Below are 19,847 nucleotides of genomic sequence, written 5' to 3'. Positions count from 1 at the left end.
TATGGGGTCTTTACAGGCTTGAAAAATTTTTAAATTTTACCTTCAGCCTGATTATTAAGATTTTATAGATTTTTCGATACAGAATTATCACAAAGCCCTTACAATTCATCGTGTTCAGGCTTCTCTCAGCTATTCAGATTGCCTGCATCTCTGCAAATATTAGCCTATTTTTAAACCATGTTGCTCACCCAAATCACTGCAGAACTCAAAAATCAGGTCACGCTTGACCAGGCCTGGTACTATGGAATAGTGCCTGTTAAAAGTGAAAAAGATTCTCTGAATTTACTGGTGAGCGAGTCCAAAAAAAAATCGGATCTACAAGCGGAACTGGAAATTATTTTTGGTAAGAAAATCGTCCTGGAGCCCATAAATCCTGATGAATTGGATAAAGTTTTAATGAGTAACTATCCACGGTCAAAGGCTAACAGTACCCAGGGTGTTGCTCAATCAGAAACTTATAGACTCAATGTCAACGATTCAAATTTTCTGGAAACCCTTGTTAAAGAAGCAAAAGATCTTCGGAGTTCTGATATTCACATCGAGACCTACAGTGAAAAATGCCGGATCCGTTTTCGTGTAGATGGTGTACTCATCGATCGTCACAAGCTCAATAAGATAGAATATCCAACGCTGATTAATAAAATTAAAATTGCGGCATCCTGCGATATTGCTGAAAAACGTATGCCTCAGGATGGAAGGATAAGGTTCAAATTTAATAATTCAAATTTGGATATTCGTGTTTCGATTCTCCCAACTTTATATGGCGAAAAAATTGTTCTGCGTTTGTTGGGAAGCGACGCAAGCCACATTCATATTGATAAGCTAGGTTTCACTAAAGAAGAATTAGAGCGCTATGAGATAGCTGTTAAAAAACCAAACGGAATTATTTTAATCAGCGGCCCCACTGGATCGGGTAAAACAACCACGCTCTATGCAACTTTAAAAGTCATCAATAAACCTACAAACAATATCCTGACTATTGAAGATCCCATTGAATACACCCTCGATGGCGTTAACCAGGTGCAGCTAAAAGAAGAAATTGGATTATCCTACACCGAAGCTTTACGCACATTTTTGCGGCAAGATCCCGATGTAATCATGTTGGGTGAAATACGGGACGCGCAAACCGCACAAATGGCTATCCGGGCAGCTCTCACAGGGCATTTGGTGCTATCAACAATTCATACAAATTCTGCCTGGGGAACTATTTCTCGTTTGGTTGATATGGGCATTGCTCCCTACTTACTGGCGAGTGTGATGAACTTGTCTGTGGCTCAGCGCCTTATTCGCACACTTTGTCCGCATTGCAAAAAATCGGTTCCTCTCAATAAAAAAGAATTGCCGGAGAATTACAAAAATCTTGAAATCGCTACACACCACATTGCTCAGGGTTGCCAGGTGTGTTATTTCACCGGCTACAAAGGCAGAAAAGCTATTTACGAAGTAATCAATATTACCAAAGAATTAGGTGAACATATAAAACAGAGTGCAACTGAGATAGATAGTTATCTTAAAATAAATAAGATTGATAAACTTTCAGAAAACGCTTTTAAACTTTACAAGGATGGAGAAACGAGCCTGGAAGAGATTTATCCTTTTTTACTGAGTGAGTCCTGAAAAATTAAATAAATTACGATGCGGGTTAGATATATAGTTGGAATTTTTTTACTTGTTTGTTCCTTTGTCAGAGCACAGGACCGTTTTGATATCCTTGATGAGAAGCTGTATCAACTGGCTAAAAATTATCCTGGTGTAAATGAGCAGGTAGATCTTTCTATGAATGGAGCGACTATCCAGGAATACATCAAAACCATTGGTGTCACAAACAATATTAATGTCAATGTTGATCCGGGTTTGGATATAAAACTTTCCAACAGTTTTAGTAAAGTCACAGCCAAAGAAGTTTTTATCTTTTTATGTAAACGCTATGATCTGGATGTTTTATTTGTCGGTCCTATTATAACCTTTGTAAAATATAATCCTCCACCAGAGCCCCTACCAGAAAAGAAAATAGTAAGCAGGAAACTTAACATTAGCTACGAAAAAACAGCCAATCTCCTAAGCTATGATTTAACAAATGATACGCTGGGAACTGTAGCGCGTGAAATTACTAAGCAAAGCGGAAAGAATATTATTTTTTCCCCTGAGCTTGCAAACAAAACACTAAGCGGTTATATGCAAGCTGCGCCCTTCAATTCAGCACTTGAAAAACTGGCCTTTGCCAACGATATGAAAGTGAGTAAAACTCCTGACGATTTTTATGTATTTGAAAAAAGGCTTGTAACGATAGTGCCGCAAAATCAGCCTGATCCCAATGCCGGGCCTTTCGGAAGTTTAACACAAAATCCGAATCCCTCAAATGCAGCTAAAAACTCTAAAATAAAAATTGTGGACGGTTTAATTACTATGGATGTTCAGTCCATGCCCATTAACGAAATCGTCAATTCGGTTTCTCAACAGCTTGGAAAAAGTTTTTTCTTGTTTAGCGACCTTAAGGGGAACGCAACCTTAAAAGTAGAAGAGGCACCCTATGAAGAGTTTTTGAAATTGCTGTTTAACGGAACGGATCTTACTTTTAAAAAGGATGGCTCTACTTATTTGTTTGGTGATCGTAATTTAGAAGGGTTGCGTCAAAGTAAACTCATCACGCTAAAAAATAGAACCATTGATAAGATCGTAGATTTCATTCCGGCAGAATTAAAAAAGGGCATAGAGTTAAAAATGTTTGAAGATCTGAATGGAATTATTGTTAGTGGATCCCAGCCAAGGATTGCGGAATTGGAAACTTTTCTAAGGCAGGTAGACCTTGTTGTACCCATGGTGCATATCGAGATCATTATTGCAGATGTGAGAAGAAGTAATATTTTGTCAGCGGGTATTTCGGCTGGCATTGGAACTAACTCAGCCCGGACTACAGGCTCGCTAATCCCGGATTACAATGTGTCGCTGAATTCTTCTTCGATCAATAATTTGTTGAGCGGAATAAATGGTTTGGGCATCATAAATCTCGGAGCGGTCACTCCAAATTTTTATCTGAATCTAAAGGCTATGGAATCCAATGGTATTTTAAAGATCCGGTCTACGCCTCAGATTGCCACGCTCAATGGACATGAAGCTAAATTAAGTATCGGACAAACTGCTTATTATCTGGAAGTAACTAACAATGTTATTGGTACCCAAAATCCTCAGAATCAAATTACGCAAAATTACAAACAGGTAAACGCAGATCTTACTGTAGCTATAGATCCTCAAATTTCGGGTGACGAACAAATTACAATGGTTATCAATGTAAAACAATCAACCTTTACAGAGCGAATTAATCCCAGCGCGCCGCCGGGCACCATTAACCGCGACTTTCAATCGCTTGTACGAGTTAGAAATGGTGAAATGATTATGCTAGGAGGCCTTGAAGAAACGCAAACAAACAGGTCGGGTAACGGCATTCCGTTCCTTGCGCGTATCCCTGTTTTAAGATCTATTTTCGGTACACATACAAAATCTAAATCTGAAAACAAGCTCACGATATTTATCAAACCTACTGTAATTTATAACTAAGATGTTTTGGGATAAATGGATACCGCAAAAGTATTATGTCAAATCAGAGGTTTGCGCAGTAGAGATTTGTTTTAGAGAAGAGGGAAAGGTTTATTATTATTCGCAGCTCCGGAATAAAAACAATAAGCTCGAACTTATAAGTAATGGCACCTTACAGGATTTAAACGCTCTGCCAGAAGTTATTCGGAAAAATAAAATTCCCTTGGTGCTTATTGTAAACGGTAAGGGAGTGATACTTAAGAAAATTAATTTTTTGGAAGGTGAGCAAACAGGAATGGAAGAAATTATTCGCCAGAATTTACCGGCGATACATCTTACAGATTTTTATGCGGATCTCTACAAACAGGAAGATCATTCGGGTTTCATTGCGCTCTGCAGAAAAGAGCAGGTAGAACACCTTATTTTAGAATTCAAAACTAAAAAACAAGAGCTTGCTGCAATATTTATTGGTGTACCTGTGATCATGGGTTTACAGCCTTTATGGGGAAATTTTAATAGCCTCGCAACAAGTCTGCATAAAGTAGAATTAAGTAACAATTTGCTGGACACCATTTCTTCTGAAAGTTCGGGTCAGCAGGAAAAAATAAAAATTGAGGATCTGGTGTTTCATCCGGACTATACACTGGGTTTTGCCGGCGGGCTCACTTACCTCATGAGACGCAAGCTTAAAGAGACAAATGCGCTGCAATTAAAAAAAATAGAAGATACCCATGCCGAGAAAAATAAATTTCGCTTTTTACTTATAGTGGCTGTAGGGCTCGCTTTTTTTGCAGCTATTGTAAATCTTGTTTTTTATACTTCCTATTTTGATAAGAATAATAAACTTGAAACCGAGCTCTCTGTTTACCAGGGAAAATACGAACAGATCAATAAGTTGTTGGACGACTATCAGAAAAACAAAAGTCTTATTGAAAACGCTGGTGTATTAAATGGAAATAAATTAAGTGAATATGCCGATAGAATAGGGAAGACGCTGCCTGATGAGGTGGTGCTTACTGACTTGTATTTTAATCCTAAACGAGAAGATATTGAGAGTGAAGATAGCCTTGTCTCCTTTAAAACAAAAAGCCTCTTGCTAAAGGGAAATTGTTCTAAGAGTTTTATTGTGAACGAATGGATCAATGTTTTAAAAATGCAAAAGTTTATTAAAGATGTTAGCCTCGAAAAATTTGTTTACAACAACCAGGGCCTCTTGCCAAATTTTGAAATTAAACTCATTACAGAATAATGTTTGAGAACTCAACTTATACAAAAAAATGTTATTTGCTTTTCGGCGGACTCTTCTTGTTTTTTGTATTAGGCTACAGGATGAGTTTTTCAGATACATTTAGTTTAGTGGATGAAATTGCTGCAAAAGAAAAAAAACTTTCCTGGCTTAAAGACAAAGAAAGGGAATTACCGGCCTTAAAGTCAAAAATGGAAGAGTTTGAAAGAGCTTATGCCAAAGGGGATTCCACCGCAGTAAGGGATAAATTAACGGCTTATATTTCTGACTTTGCAGAAAAAAATTCCTGCCTCGTGACAGAGATCCCGCTTAATTCTTCTTTTAAGAACGATAATTTGAATGTTCAGACCAACACTTTTACGATTAAAGGGAATTTTTATAGTCTTTTATCTCTGCTTCATAAAATGGAAAACGATTATAAATATGTTTCAAAAATTATGTCCGCACGATTCTTTTCAGTAAAAGATTTGCAAACGAAAAGAAAAAATTTATACCTCACATTGATAACCCAATCTTTTGAACAAAAAAAATAATATGAAAAAGATTTTACCATTCATAATCGCTATTAGTTGCGTCTGGGCTTGCCAAAAAGATTTTGTGGTTTCCAATATTAGTAAAAAGTCCCTCAAAATAAATGCTCCTTCCGACAATGCCTCCACAACTATAAACCTGGTAACTTTTTGGTGGGATGTTTTAGACGGAGCCGAACAATACAATCTACAAATTGTAAAACCCGATTTCACCAATACGGTTCAGTTGCTTGTAGACACAAACGTGATTACGAATAAATTTAATTTTGCCTTAAAACCAGGGACCTACCAATGGAGAGTGAAGGCAACGAACGCAGGATATTCCACGCCTTATCAAACATTTAATTTAAAGATCGATACAACCTCTGATCTTAGTGAGCAGGTCATAAATCTTGTGAGTCCTGCCAAGGGTGCTATTGTGGGTAATACTGCAGTGACTTTTAACTGGAGCTCTATCTCTGTGGCAAAAAAATACAGGCTACAAATAAATGAAGGCCTCATCTTAGACACAACATTGGTTTCAAAAACATCGCTAAGCTATAATTTGCCGGCAGCAAAAAGTAACACGACGGCTTATACCTGGAATGTGAAAGCAATCAATGATTTCAGTGAATCACAGTTTAATCCTGTGTCGTTTACAGTTACTGTCGATTTAAAAGGACCAACAACTCCTGTACTGCAGTTTCCGGCTATCAATGGCACAATGAAAACAAGCGACTCTCTTAAATGGAATGCCAATGTAGATATCCTATACGATAGTGTGTATGTTGCCGATGATTCGCTTTTTTCGAATGTCTTCCAGGTTAGAACGGATATAAATTACATTCCCGTGTCGGATTTAAGTCTTAGTCCAAATGCCTTGGGCACCTTTTATTGGTGGAAAGTAAGAGCTTTCGACAAGTTTGGAAATCCTTCAGGTTACACTTCAAAAAGAAAATTTAGCCTCACTCAATGATATGCTAAAAAATAAAAAAGCAGTATATATTTTAATTCCGATAAACATTCTTGTCTGGGGCTTTTTCGGATACAGGATCTATTCTGCGTTCTCAGAAACCGACCTGGCAGTTTCTGATAGCACATTGCCTTCTGTAAAAAGTATCACAACAAGAGATAGCGTGACATATAAGTTAAAAATGGATTACCAGGACCCATTTTTAAAAGACGTAAAAAAAGAAGCTCAACTAACCATTCAAGGTTCTTACGTTAGCTCAGAACCCAGGCAACAGAAAGCGCCTGCACCAAAACCAGCGCCGATAGTTGTTCCAAAACAATTGCCGGATATTAAATACCTGGGCCTGATTAAAAATACTACCAGTGGACAAAGCACAGCTTTAGTTTCCGTGAACGGTCAGTCCAAACTCATAAAACAAAATGAGGCGATGGATGGAATCGTTTTCAAAAGTTTTAATAAAGACAGCCTTGTTGCTAAATGGGGTAAAGAGCGGATTGTGGCACGTAAGTAAAAAATTTCCCTCGCACTAGTAGCAGTTAGTCTTAAATTACAGGCATACAACTATTTGTTTTTAGTTATTTGAACTAATAACAAGGGGTGTTTGTGCCATTTGAAAATTATTTTTCACTTTAAAAAAGGGTGATTTCCCCTGCTTTGATGTCTACTGGATCAGATATTTTTACAGAAAAAAAATCATGAAAAAAATCTATTTATGCTATTATTTATTTGGGTCTTTAATTTCCGCTAGCGCGCAGACTAGCGAGTCGCCGGTTCAGAAGGACTTCCGTTTCACACCAGAATTTCTTAGGTTTGAAATTCCTTCTATAATAAACGGATCAAACTTAGATCCTTCACCAATAAGCAACGCGTCAGCGAATTTCGCTGAAAATAAAGTCTCATTAAAATTGGGCGTTCCAGCTTTATTCCGATCAGCCGCCGACAACGATAATTTTTGGAATACGGGATTTATTCAGGGCAATTTTAAAGCCAATAACGGGGTTTCTACGCTTTACAAAACAGATAACCCGCCTCTTGAATACGGAGTTTCAGGTGGATACTCCCGCATCATCAGCCGCTACCATTATTTACTTGTGGATGCCGCTGGCAATGTTACAAATGATACTTCCTCCCAGGCAGTGAATTGGATAAGCATTAAAGGAGGACTTGACCAGGCGAAATATAATTTAATTACACCAACAGCTGGCTATGGGAATATGAACAGTCAAAGAAATGATCTGCTGGGAAATGTTTTTATAAGTTTTAACAGATACTATCATTCGGATCTCAATTTCCTGAACAGGCTGGGGCGTGGCATATGGTCGGCTGGATTGGGGTACGCAAAAACAAATAATTACAACACATTAAACGAGCGAACCCTTCAAGATGGAGCTCTTATTTACAATGCTGACACTACTGCCTATCAAACGGTTGTTGAATCTAAAAGCGGCGTGATAGGAAAACTGGAAACCTTTGAAGGCATAACAGTTTTTGGTGAATACTTTATCCCGCTCGTACGAAGAGCTCGCGGTGGTTTTTATTTTGGTAATCGTGTTACCTTTTATGCCGTTAATACTAAAAAAAATATTGCGAATGGAAATTCTGGTTTTTATGTGAACCTGAAAGAGAAGGGCGGTAACGATGTTTTTAGCTTTTCGTTAATTGCTCAATTTAATCAGTTTAATAGAATTGAACAAAGCGATTATTTTGATAAGTATTTTAGTGTTGTACTTCAGGCGGCCGTTCCACTAAGATTTAATTAGGTAATAGAAGCGCGATGTAGTTGATTGGCGAGCGCCTTGCCTGGCAAACATTCTGAATAGACAAAAACGCCAGGCTATCCTGCTTTTCTGGTTTAGAAGCTGTAAGAAAATAGTGAGGACGTTTTCTCTTTAGTGGAATAGTTTTATATTCGTCATAAATAATTTTTTATGATAGATGACGACGACGGTGACTTCGATTTTAATGCAGAGTTTTCTGAAGAAGATAATGCCGAATTCGAAAGGCAACGAAAAGAAGACGAGCGCCGGCTAAACGAACATCCGCTCTACATCCAGGCGAACGAGATTATGAATATCGTAGATGCTTTGATGGATACAGCAGATGAAGAAGCACGAGAAATGCATGCGCCTCTGTTACGGGAGTCCGCCATGATCATTTGCGCAAAATTATCTTCCGGACTAACATCTGATTCTTATGTGATTTGCATGCAAAAAGCATCCGTCATTCGAGATCATGCAGAATTTTTACGGCTCTCCAATCACACCTTAGATTATTCAGATGCTTTTGATCCCAATTACGTAAAACTCTTTCGCGAAGAAATGGAAAAATTCAGGGAGTTGTTTAAATTATGGGCTGCTGAAATTCATAAAATGATTCCTGATTTTGAGGATAACGATTGGGGATTGTTTGTGAAGTAATTTTCAAATAATTACTAACGGTTGTTGGAGTGACGCATACTTCGCAGTTAGCTCTGATTGTTGCGCCCATCAAAAATTCACCAAAGGCGAATTAAATCCATTTGATTTTCAGGAAACACCCAGTTCAGCGTCGTCCGCGAAATCTGCGTCAAACCTTCAGGCATCCAGATCAGCGCCCATCAAAAATTCGCCGGAGGTGAATTAAATCTATTGTAACTTTTTAAACACTAAATCTGTACCATCTGCGTAATCTGCGTCAAACCTTTAGGCATCCAGATCTTAGCTAATCAATAAGTTTTTCACACAAAAATCTGTGTTATCAGCGAAATCTGCGTCAAAAACATCCACGCAATCAGCCCCATCACTTCGCCATCATCTGCCGCTTGATCAAATAAGTATAGAGAATGTTATCAAATCCCTTATTAATATCCGCTTCCACATAATCAATTTTATAATGACCACATTTTAAAACAAGCTGTTCTTTAAAATCACTTACCGATTTTTGGTATTGCTCTTTTATCTGCGTTGGATTTAATTTTATTTCTTCGCCACTTTCAAGATCTATAAAGTGATAAGGTTTGTTCTCGAATTCAAAATCTAGTTCCTTGCTTTTGTCGACTACGTGAAATAATACAACTTCATGTTTCCGGTACTTCAAGTGTTGCAGGGCAGAAAAGAGTTCTTCGTTCTCAGAATTATCTTCAAACATATCACTAAAAATAACTACAAGTGAGCGTTGATGGATGATCTCTGCTATTTGGTTCAGCGCGGAGGCTGCGGAGGTGGTGGTTTGCTCTGTTTTGTCGTCTAAAAGTTCCTCAAGGGTATTTAAAATGAGTTTTTTGTGCAGCGGACTTGCTTTTGCGGGTAAGTGTTTGGTGATAGTGTTGTTAAACAGCGTCAGACCGAAGGCATCGCGTTGTTGTTTTAGCAATTCGCACAAAGCAGCAGCTGAATAAACACTGAACTTTAATTTGGTAGTCTCAGCATCCTTAGGAAATTGCATACTTGCAGAAGTATCTATCACTATCTGGCATCTGAGGTTTGTTTCTTCTTCGTAGCGCTTTACGAAGAGTTTTTCAGAGCGGGCAAAGAGTTTCCAATCGATGTGCCTCGTACTCTCACCAGTGTTGTAGAGCCTGTGTTCAGCGAATTCAACCGAGAAACCGTGAAAGGGACTTTTGTGCAATCCCGTTATAAAACCCTCCACAACCTTCTTGGCCAGAAGCTCTAAATTCTTGAAAGGGTCTATTTTAGTGTGATTAATTAACATTGTGATGTTGTAAATATCTTTCTTTTTCAGCAAAAACAAGGATATTACAACATTTTTTGTATATTTTTGCTTAAGATTTGAAAACCATCGACAAACATACCGTTTTTGCATGACGAAACATTTATTGATTTTAGTATGTGCATTTTGTATTTCTGTTAAATCTAAAGCCCAGGTTGATACAAGTTTTTGGTTTGTCGCCCCCGACATCTCCAGTACAATGGGCGATTTCCCTATTGTCTTCCATTTTCAAACCTATTCGCAACCCAGTATCATAAACATCTCACAACCTGCATTTCCTAATAGCAGTGCACTAAGCGCAACGCTTACCGTGCCGGCTAACAGTATTTATACGCTTGACGTTACTTCGTACATCGCCGTGCTCGAATCTGCGCCGGTTAACAGTGTCACGCCTTATGGTGTATATATTAGTTCTAAGGAAAATATTTCAGTATACTATACTATAGGCTCCGCCAGTAACAAGGAAATGATAAGTCTTAAGGGTCGCAGGGCGCTTGGACGGGACTTTTACGCGGCCATACCTTCTTCATCTAACGTATTAACCTACACGGTATCTGATGGTGGTGTTGGATTTGATGTGGTAGCAACACAAACAGGGGTCACCACTATCCTAATCACGCCAAAAGCAGCTGCTGTAGGACATGCAAAGAACTCAACCTTCGTAAAAACGCTCAACAGGGGAGAGACCTTCTCTGTAAGGGACAATAATACTGCTAATCCAAGTCAACTAGCCGGTTCAATCATCTCTGCTGACAAGGATGTAGCTGTAACCGTAAAAGGGTCTATAACCGGACCGAACGCTTGTGCCTCGTATTTTACAGATCAGTTAACGGCAAGTAATCACATTGGCAAAGACCATGTTATTTTGAAAGGTAATGGCACTCAAGATGTTGCATATATTTTAGCCCCCTTAAACGCTACAGGATTCACGGTAAGTACTTCTTCGGGAAGTTCTCAATGGTTGATCAATGCTACAGAGACCTATTCCGTAAACATCACTAATGCAGTTACTTATATTAAGTCAGATAAACCTGTTTACTTGTTGCATGTAAGTGGTTACGGCTGTAAAACGAGTGGCGCCCAATTGGCTCCGGTTTATTGCGCTGGTTCTTACGATGCTGCCTTTACCCGTTTAAGTCCCGATTCGCTCAATCTGAACATTTGTACCCGCTCAGGCAATCAGTCAAACTTTACACTGTTAAGTAACGGTGTTTCCCTTCCTTTGGCTTCTTCAGGATTTACAACCGTGCCGGGAAGTAATAGTGATCTTGTTGCCGGGAGGTTTTACTTCTCTACGACCGACATCCCTGTAGGTTCCTACAACCAGCTAGTTAACAGTACGGATATCTTCGGCCTCAGCGCCGTTAACGGAGGCTATTCTACAGGAAGTACCTATGCAAATTCCTCAGATTTTGAAATTACTTCGTTTGCTTTTGCCAACGCTGCACCCACAGCTACAATCTGCGGAAACACGCAGTTTACTTTGAACGGGGTAGTGGGGGGTGGACCAAATACGGGTATCTGGAGCATTTTACAAGGGTATGGCAGTCTTTCGGGCTCAAATACACAGCTTACTAATAATATTTACACGCCTAGCTTATTAGATACTACCAATAATGCTCCGACCATTCCCGCTTCGCAACGGTATGTAAAACTTATTTTGAATACCACGGGTATTTGTCCTATGGCCAGCGATACATTCAAATTGCACGTGAAACAGCCGCCCATTGTGTCTGCAGGATCGAGTTCTATTGTTTGTGCGAATAATCCAACAGTGCAATTTAACGGCAATGTGTATGGCGCTACCAACCAGGGTTTCTGGAGTGTTATGGCTCCTGGCAGTGGAACATTCCTTTCAGGTATAAATACATTTACACCAAAGTATCAGCTTTCTTTGGCAGATACCGCTTTGAGTCAACTCTCCTTTATTTTGACGAGTACAAATAATGCTGGATGTAATCCTGTTACCAGTACTGTTAATGTCACTATTAATAAACCGCCTATTGTAAATGCAAGTACACTTCCTAACATCGTGAAGTGCTCAAACAATGCAACTGTAAATTTAAATGGAACGGTTTCGGGAACAACTACTTCCACAGGAATCTGGCAAACACAAGGTACGGGCGTGTTTCTACCGAACAACGTAGCTTTAAGTACAAATTATATCCCGAGCTTAAATGATGTCACCCAGGGGAATGTTTGGCTGACACTGGAAAGCACCAACAATGGCTTATGTTTTCCTACCCGTGATAGTGTGAATGTTATTTTTACAGAACCTTCTTATGCCAATGCAGGAGCTGATGCCAATGCCTGCGAGAATGATCCGCGGGGTGTTATCTCCGGCTTAATTACGGGCACAGTGACTTCCACCGGAGTTTGGTCGGGTGGAGGTGGAACGTATTCGCCGTCTAACAGCGCTTTAACCGCAACTTATACGGGTACGGCTTCTGAAGTATTAACGGGTTTTGTAACTCTTACGCTTACTACCAGTAATAATGGCCTCTGTTTAGGTACAACGGATATTGTTAAAGTTAATTTTCAAACAAAACCTTATGCTAATTTTTCGGTGACCTCTGTGTGTTTGAATCAATTAACGGATTTCAGAGATCAATCACTTAATCTTTCAGGAATCGGCGCTTTAAAATCCTGGTCCTGGAATTTCGGTGATAACTCCATCGGCTCTACAAAACTAAATCCTTCGCACACATACTCCAGTGTAGGCATTTTTACAGCGCAACTCGTGGTAAGGAATACCTTTAATTGTGCTGATACGATTGTAAAACCTGTTGTTATTTATGAATTACCGGATGTAGATTTTGCTGTTACCCGCGCTTGTAGTGGGTCTGCACAGCTTATTGGTTTTAAAGATCAGTCTACTATCGCGGCCCCTTCTGCCATTTCAAGCAGCGGTCATTATTGGGATTTTGGAGGCTTTGGTTTTTCTAACGCAAAAGATACTTCTATTGTTTTTCCAAGTGAAGGCCTATATAGCATCACAAAAATCATCACCTCTAATAAAGGTTGCCAGTCTGCGATTTCTAAAACGGTAAACATTACACCGCGTCCCGTTGCCAGGTTTGTTCACATCAATAATTCTATTCCGGGTTTAGGAGCCAACGTGTCATTCCGCGATACCTCGTCTTATGCACAAAGCTGGAATTGGGATTTTGGAAATGGCGAAACAAGCTCCTTAAAATATCCATCCACCTTTTATAAAGAGAATGGCTTGTATGTTGTCTCCTTAACTATTACCGACCAGTTTGGTTGTCCGAGTTCGTATACTACTGAAGTGCGGGTTTCTACCATTGTGGCTGACATTTTGAAGCTCATTCCCAATGTGGTAACACCTAACGATGACGGAAAAAACGATTATTGGCGTCTCGATTTTATTGACGTGTACTTTCCGGAAGCAGAGATTGAGATCTACAACCGTTGGGGTGTGCGCATTTTCAGAAGTATAGGCTACTCAAATGCCTGGGATGGCAGCTACAAGGGAGATGCTTTGCCTGTAGGCGGCTATTTCTTTACCATTAATTTACATGACAAAGACGCAACCCCGGTAATTAAAGGCACATTGACGCTCATAAAATAAAACCTTTACACAAAAATTTACGTATATAGAATTCTATAGTAACCCAAATAAATGAAAATTAAAGTATATATATGCCTTGTAGTGTTTTTGAGCATGGGAGCATCCTTTGCCCAGCAGCAGACTTTATATACAAGTTACCTCATGAACCAGTACATCTACAATCCTGCGTATGCCGGTGTTGAAGATGGCACGCAATTTAACCTGGGTTACAGAAATCAGTACGTAGGCTTTGATGGTGCGCCGAAAAGCTACATGTTTAGTGGGTATGGTAAGTTTAAAAAGAAACCGAACATGGCGGCCGGTGGCTTAATTATGACGGAGAAAATAGGTCTTCTTCAACGCACATCTTTTTATGCAACTTACAGTTACCATTTAAAAATAAATAAAAAAGCAGCTATTAATTTTGGACTCGGTGCCGGTGGTATTCAATACAAAGTGCGTGTTTACGATGCAAGACCATACGATAAAGACGATAATTTTTTATCGAATGATGTGTTAAGAGCCTGGTCTTTTGATGCCAACGCGGGCTTTTATTTTTATACCAAAAACTTTTTCTTAGGGTTCAGCGATCAGCAAATGCCAGCAACTAAAATCCGTTGGGACAATACCAATGGGAAAAACACGACGCACTTTTATGCTTACACCGGCTACAGTATTCACTTCAATAAAGAGTGGGTTTTACAGCCATCGGTATTAGTGCGTTCTGCCAGTCCGGCACCCTACCAGATTGAGTACAACGCAAAAGTTATCTATGATGAGATGTTCTGGGGCGGATTTAGTTACCGTCAAAACTCGTCTGCTTGCTTTCTCTTTGGTTGTAAGATAGATAAGCGGTATAGTTTTGGATACAGTTATGATATGACTATAACTGCTTTAAACAAATACTCAAGTGGAAGTCATGAAATTGTTTTGTCTTATTTGATTCCTTTCAAACGTAAAAAATCGAAGAGTGAATTGGTGAAAGATGCCGATGAAGAAGAATTGAACAAAATCGATAACTCTTTAAAAACAAATTTAAAGAACAAAAAGAAGAAAGAAGAAGAGAAGAAACAAGAAGAAGAGAAAAAAGAAACACCGGTTGAAACACCAGGTGTTACGCCTTCTGATACACCTTCCACACCACCAGGCGAAACGCAACCAGGCTCAGAGAATAAAACGGAAACGCCAAACTTGGAAACGCCGAATACTATCAGTCAGCCGGAAACAAACTCGGGAACTGAACCCCAAAAGCCTGTCGAAACGGTTAGTCCTGCAGTGGAAACAGCACAGCCAGTAATTACACCAGAAGTTGAACCTAAAAAAGAAGAACCTAAAAACTAGTATGAATAATAAAAATAAGATCATAGTACTCTTTTTATTTTTTGTGTTCAAAACTGGTATTTCGGTTGCGCAGATTGATACGCTCTTTTATTTTGCTCCGCCATGGGTAACTCCAGATCATAATCCAAAGCAACCGATCAAGTTCCATATTTCAAGTTTTTCCGCACCTGTAACCACAGTACATATTTTTCAGCCGGCCTCTCCATTATCGATGGATACTATAATTTACATGACCCCAGCACAACTCGTTGACATTACTTATTGGAGGGGAGCATTGGCAAGTCCTACAAGTTTAGGATATGATTCTCTAGAGACGCGTCCTGCAAATGTGGTAAGAACAAACGGAGTAAAGATAACCTCCAGTTCAAAAATCACGGTAGTATATGATGAAATAACTATCACACCCAATAATCCTGAAACCTATTCACTTAAGGGGCAAAACGCTTTAGGAACTGAATTTTTATGTCCATTCCAAACAAAATGGAATAATCGATTTTTATCTCCCGCCGGCGGTAACCAGGATCAAAACGGAGATGGGATTTTCACACAACCTAAATCGATGATTAGTATTATTGCTACCAAGCCTAACACCATCGTTTGGATTACCCCAAAGTGCGATATCGTTGGCCACCTGGCAAATGTCAGTTTTAGTGTTTTTCTCCCCCGTGAAGGTGCATGTTACACAGCCGAAAATGTTACCCAGATAACAAATGTATCGGGGCAGAATCTTAGTGGAAGTATCGTGGTATCAGATAAACCCATTGCTGTTACTGTTTCAGACGACTCTGTTAATCCTACGGGACAAGGCTGTTATGACTTAATGGGAGATCAGATCGTACCCGTTGATCTGGTTGGCACAGATTATATCATTAACCGGGGACAATTAAATGCAGGGTCGGGGGAAGCGTTTTTTGTAGTAGCTACTCAGAATTTTACGAAGGTTGAAATTGTCGGGGCAGTAACTACTACTGTTCTTCTTAATAAAGGCGATACCTACACGCATAATATGGATAACAACCTTACCTATGCCAGGTCAGATAAAAATGTTTATTTGTTAAGTGCTTCCGGATATGGTTGTGAATTAGGAGAAGCAATTTTACCTCCATTGAACTGTGCTGGGTCTGACAGTGTTACATTTACAAGGAATAATGGGAACACCTTTTTTCTAAATGTGTTGTGCAAAGCAGCAGCTATTTCTAATTTTACTCTTGTAAACAGTTCTAATACTATTGCGATTTCCGCCAGTTTATTTACAGTAATTCCGGTAACATCAACTCTCCAGGGAGGACCATATTATGGTGCTCAGTTAGGGCCATTCAGTACATCGCAAATTCCGGTAAATTCTTCCAATCTGCTATATAATTCTACCGGTTCAAATGGATTTTTTGCTATGGGCGTCTTTAATGGCACAACGAATGGAGGAACGCTCTTTCACTACATGTCATCATTTCTCCGAAGAACCCAGGTTAAAACTCAGACCACAACTCCCATTTGTGCCGGGCAAGCTGGTACAGTCGCCTTAACGGGAACCGTTAGTGGAGCGGATATTGCTGGTTACTGGAGTACAAGTTATACTAGTGGTAGTGTTACAATTAACGGCGGAGGTAGTGGCACATTTCCCCCCCTTTCATCTTATAGCTCTTCACTTAATACCGTTTCCGCTATTTACACTGTATCAGTAAACGATACAACGTTCTCTGTTCCTACGAGAACTATAACCTTATATCTTAATTCACTCGGAAGTTGCAAGTCTGTTACAGACTCCGTTAAGCTAGTCATCAACCAACGTCCCAAAGTTTTAGTTACAGGAAGTACCATCATGTGTAAAAACAATGTTGTACCTGTAGCTCTGTCTGGTACCGTAACCAATGCGGTAAGCGGCCAGTGGAGTGGAGGAAACGGTGGTACTTTTGGAACGGGAGTAGTAACATCTTACACGCCTTCTCAACAAGACCTTGCAGCAAATTCTATCACGTTAAATCTTACGAGTCAGGCGCCGTTGCAGGGTTGTCCGAATACAGTGCAAAGTCTAACTGTTGGTTTTATAAATCCACCGCTTGTTATTATTACGCCCAGCATAGCAAATGTTTGTACAAATTCCAGCACCATAGCCCTTAATGGTAATATCAGCGGTGTAACCACTTCAGGGATATGGCAGGGTGGTACAGGAGCCTACACGCTTACCAATGCTTCTCCTACTGCGACTTACATTTTGAGTCCGGCTGATCTTTCTCAAAATACCATAACACTTACTTTAAGTTCCACTATTAATGGCATCTGTGCTGCTGAAACGGCAACCATGCTTATAAATGTGCTGCCTAAGCCAACCTTAAGTGTGCCTTCAGACTTTACGGTCTGTGCCGAATCTTTAACGACCTCTTTAAGCGGAACTGTTTCGGGTACGGCAACGCAAGGTCTCTGGACCTCCAATATGACCAACGGTGCGTTTTCTGATCTGCAACCGCAGGTTTCTCCAATTAACACCACCTACAGCTTAAGTCCGCTTGATACAAATTTTGTTTATTTTATTTTAGAAAGCTCAGGAGGAATTTGTCCTGTGGCGAAAGATTCTGTGAAAGCTTCGATATTGGCTGCTCCGATAGTGAGGGTAAACGATTTAATTTCTCCTTCTTGTAAAAATGCACAAATAGCTTTAACAGGAACTGTTTCTGGTTACACCAATTCAGGGGAGTGGAGCACGAGCAGCGCCACATCCAGTCCGGGAACTTTTACACCCGGTGCCAATTTCGTTAATTCCTTTTATCAGCCAAGTGAAACAGATATTCAAAATGGATTTGTAACACTTACTTTAAAATCTACAAACAATGGCCAATGTCCGGGTTCTTCTGCAGCTTTCACGGCCACATTTGTACCCTCACCTACGGCCAGGTTTACCTTTTCACCAAAACGTTGTTTGAATGCACCTTTAATTTTTACCGACGCTTCTTTAGCTAACGGTACAGCTTTCTTAAAATACAATTGGGATTTTGGAGATAACAATTCTTTAGGAGGTTCTTCCACACCGAATCCCGTTAAGACTTACAGCATAGCCCAACAGTATTTGGTTACACTCACGGTAACAGGACAAAGTCTTTTGAACATTGAGTGCAGTGATGTATTTGATACATTGATCCGTATTAAAACACTACCCATAGCTGATTTCCGCGTGGCTCCGGCTTGCCAGGATTTCCAGGTAGTGTTTACAAATCAGTCGCTTGCACCTCCAGGTTCAGATCCAATCATTGCCTGGAAATGGGAGTTTGGAGACAGTATTCAATTCAATGCCCCTCCTTTATACACCAGCTTTCCAACTACTACAGTAGGTCACGTCTACACTTCGCCTGAACGGTTCTCTGCCTTTCTAACGGTTACTGCCACACCGGTGGGCGCCTCGCGCAGTATCGGATGTGTTTCGGAACCTCACCGTGAATATGTGGATGTGTTTTCGAAACCAAAAGCAGAATTCGGTTTAACAAATAATCCATCTGTTGTTCAGGAGCCAGTTTATTTCTCAGACTTTACAACCCCTGCTGGTAACATAGCTCAATGGTACTGGGAGTTTGGAGACGAAGGTGCTTCTACCGAACAAGCGCCAGTGCATACCTATCAACAAGCGGGTATTTTCAGTATTAAACTAACGGTTACCGACTTCGCGGGCTGCCAGGATACTTTGCGTAAAGACATTGATGTGACCCTCTTACCACAATTACCAGGAGGCTTCACGCCGAACGGTGATGGCGTAAATGATCTTTTGTATATAAAAGGTGGACCTTTTGCTTCCATGTTATTTAGAGTTTACAACAGTTGGGGTGAATTGGTTTTCGAAACAAGTGATCAAACTCTTGGCTGGGATGGTAGAAAAAATGGGGTAGAACAACCTGTTGGTGTTTATGTATGGACAATGGTGGTAGACATGTACAATAACCGGCAGGTAAAAAAGAACGGTGATGTAACCCTGATCAGATAATGAAAAGAATAAAATTATATTTAATCATTTTGTGTACAGGGTCTATACTGTCCAACAAAGCGCAGGATTTTCACCTGAGCATGTATGACGCAGCGCCTATCTTTTTAAATCCGGCTATGACGGGATTGATAGAAACAAAAATGCGTGCGCATATTCATTTCCGTAATCAGTGGAATGCATTAGCCTATAAACCATACACAACTGCCCTTGCAAGCTTTGATGTACCGAAAGGGAAGTGGGGTTTTGGCGGACAGATTTCGAACATGCGCGCAGGTGCCGGAAATTATAATGTACTTCAACTTTTAGGTTCTGCTTCTTACGCGGTACCTATAGATAAAAATAAATACCACAACTTATCTTTTGGATTGCAGGCTGGCTTCACACAAAAACGTATCGAGTACCAGGTACTTTCTTTCGATTCTCAATGGTCTACGGCCAACGGCGGTTCTTTTGATAAATCGGTTTCCAGCGGTGAAAACTTTACGGGTAATAATCAATTCCAGGAGGCTGTGAATTTTGGCGCACTTTATTTTTATGGAAAACAACAGTCGCGTCTCAATCCTTTCATAGGTTACAGTGCCTTTAATTTAACACGTCCCAAAGAGTCATTTGTGGGCTCCAACAACCGCTTGCCTATCCGTCAATACCTTCATGCCGGGGTGCGGGTAAATGTGAGTGAAATCCTTTATGTGATTCCTAAAGTATTAATTTATGGCCAGGCGAGCATTATTCAACAGACTTATGCTTTGGATGCCGGTTATTATTTTAAAGGAGAAAAATTTTATGCACTGGCGGGATACACCATGCGTGTAAAAGACGCGAGTATTTTTTATGTGGGTTTAAAGAAAGACAATTATATTTTTAAAATGTCTTACGACTTTAATGTTTCCACTTTAAGAGGAGTTTCTAAAACACGCGGTGCTTACGAGTTATCGCTTACCTGGTTAGGAAAGAAAACAAAAAGTACTGAAATTAAAAACTGTCCACGCCTCTAGGCA

13 protein-coding genes are annotated in these 19,847 nt (G+C 39.9%); 12 read left to right on the top strand and 1 reads right to left on the bottom strand.

The annotated features are described in order from the left end of the window. The first annotated feature begins 177 nt into the window (after positions 1 to 177). From CNR22_24270 to CNR22_24235, 8 genes are all read left to right on the top strand, one after another. Entirely contained in the window at positions 178 to 1,617 is a 1,440-nt protein-coding gene (locus CNR22_24270; protein ID PBQ34757.1) for a general secretion pathway protein GspE, read from the top strand. Positions 1,618 to 1,635: 18 nt separating this feature from the next. After that, entirely contained in the window at positions 1,636 to 3,555 is a 1,920-nt protein-coding gene (locus CNR22_24265) for a general secretion pathway protein GspD (protein PBQ34756.1), read from the top strand. Between the two features lies 1 nt (position 3,556). Beyond that, complete coding sequence (locus CNR22_24260; GenBank protein ID PBQ34755.1) at positions 3,557 to 4,783, top strand: hypothetical protein; 1,227 nt, start codon at positions 3,557 to 3,559, stop codon at positions 4,781 to 4,783. Further along, positions 4,783 to 5,313, top strand: a complete 531-nt coding sequence (locus tag CNR22_24255) for a hypothetical protein (protein ID PBQ34754.1) — start codon at positions 4,783 to 4,785, stop codon at positions 5,311 to 5,313. The genes CNR22_24260 and CNR22_24255 overlap by 1 nt, the downstream gene beginning before the upstream one ends. After that, positions 5,297 to 6,265, top strand: coding sequence for a hypothetical protein (locus CNR22_24250; protein ID PBQ34753.1), 969 nt, complete (start codon positions 5,297 to 5,299; stop codon positions 6,263 to 6,265). The genes CNR22_24255 and CNR22_24250 overlap by 17 nt, the downstream gene beginning before the upstream one ends. A 1-nt stretch (position 6,266) precedes the next feature. Continuing rightward, positions 6,267 to 6,773 (top strand): hypothetical protein, encoded by a 507-nt coding sequence (locus CNR22_24245; protein PBQ34752.1) that lies wholly within the window; start codon positions 6,267 to 6,269, stop codon positions 6,771 to 6,773. Positions 6,774 to 6,957: 184 nt separating this feature from the next. Next, the gene (locus CNR22_24240; GenBank protein ID PBQ34751.1) at positions 6,958 to 8,022 is read left to right on the top strand and encodes a hypothetical protein; all 1,065 of its coding nucleotides are present in this window, start codon (positions 6,958 to 6,960) and stop codon (positions 8,020 to 8,022) included. Between the two features lie 168 nt (positions 8,023 to 8,190). Continuing rightward, positions 8,191 to 8,679 (top strand): hypothetical protein, encoded by a 489-nt coding sequence (locus tag CNR22_24235; GenBank protein ID PBQ34750.1) that lies wholly within the window; start codon positions 8,191 to 8,193, stop codon positions 8,677 to 8,679. Positions 8,680 to 9,040: 361 nt separating this feature from the next. Here CNR22_24235 and CNR22_24230 read toward each other — a convergent pair whose 3' ends face one another. After that, on the bottom strand, positions 9,041 to 9,958 hold the full coding sequence (locus CNR22_24230; protein ID PBQ34994.1) for a DUF58 domain-containing protein: 918 nt from the start codon (positions 9,956 to 9,958) through the stop codon (positions 9,041 to 9,043). A 103-nt stretch (positions 9,959 to 10,061) separates the two neighbouring features. Here CNR22_24230 and CNR22_24225 point away from each other — a divergent pair, with 103 nt between their 5' ends. The 4 genes from CNR22_24225 to CNR22_24210 are packed head-to-tail and all read left to right on the top strand — an operon-like array spanning position 10,062 to position 19,844. Beyond that, positions 10,062 to 13,562, top strand: a complete 3,501-nt coding sequence (locus CNR22_24225) for a hypothetical protein (protein ID PBQ34749.1) — start codon at positions 10,062 to 10,064, stop codon at positions 13,560 to 13,562. Positions 13,563 to 13,613: 51 nt separating this feature from the next. Continuing rightward, entirely contained in the window at positions 13,614 to 14,882 is a 1,269-nt protein-coding gene (locus tag CNR22_24220) for a hypothetical protein (GenBank protein PBQ34748.1), read from the top strand. 1 nt (position 14,883) lies between these two features. Then, positions 14,884 to 18,849 carry a hypothetical protein gene (locus tag CNR22_24215; GenBank protein ID PBQ34747.1) on the top strand — a complete coding sequence of 1,322 codons (3,966 nt, stop codon included), beginning with the start codon at positions 14,884 to 14,886 and terminating at the stop codon, positions 18,847 to 18,849. After that, the gene (locus tag CNR22_24210) at positions 18,849 to 19,844 is read left to right on the top strand and encodes a hypothetical protein (GenBank protein PBQ34746.1); all 996 of its coding nucleotides are present in this window, start codon (positions 18,849 to 18,851) and stop codon (positions 19,842 to 19,844) included. Before CNR22_24215 ends, CNR22_24210 begins: the two co-directional genes overlap by 1 nt. Positions 19,845 to 19,847 lie beyond the last annotated feature (3 nt).

The organism is Sphingobacteriaceae bacterium (assembly GCA_002319075.1).
Taxonomy (GTDB): domain Bacteria; phylum Bacteroidota; class Bacteroidia; order B-17B0; family Aurantibacillaceae; genus Aurantibacillus.
This window is presented reverse-complemented; position numbering and strand designations above follow the sequence as displayed.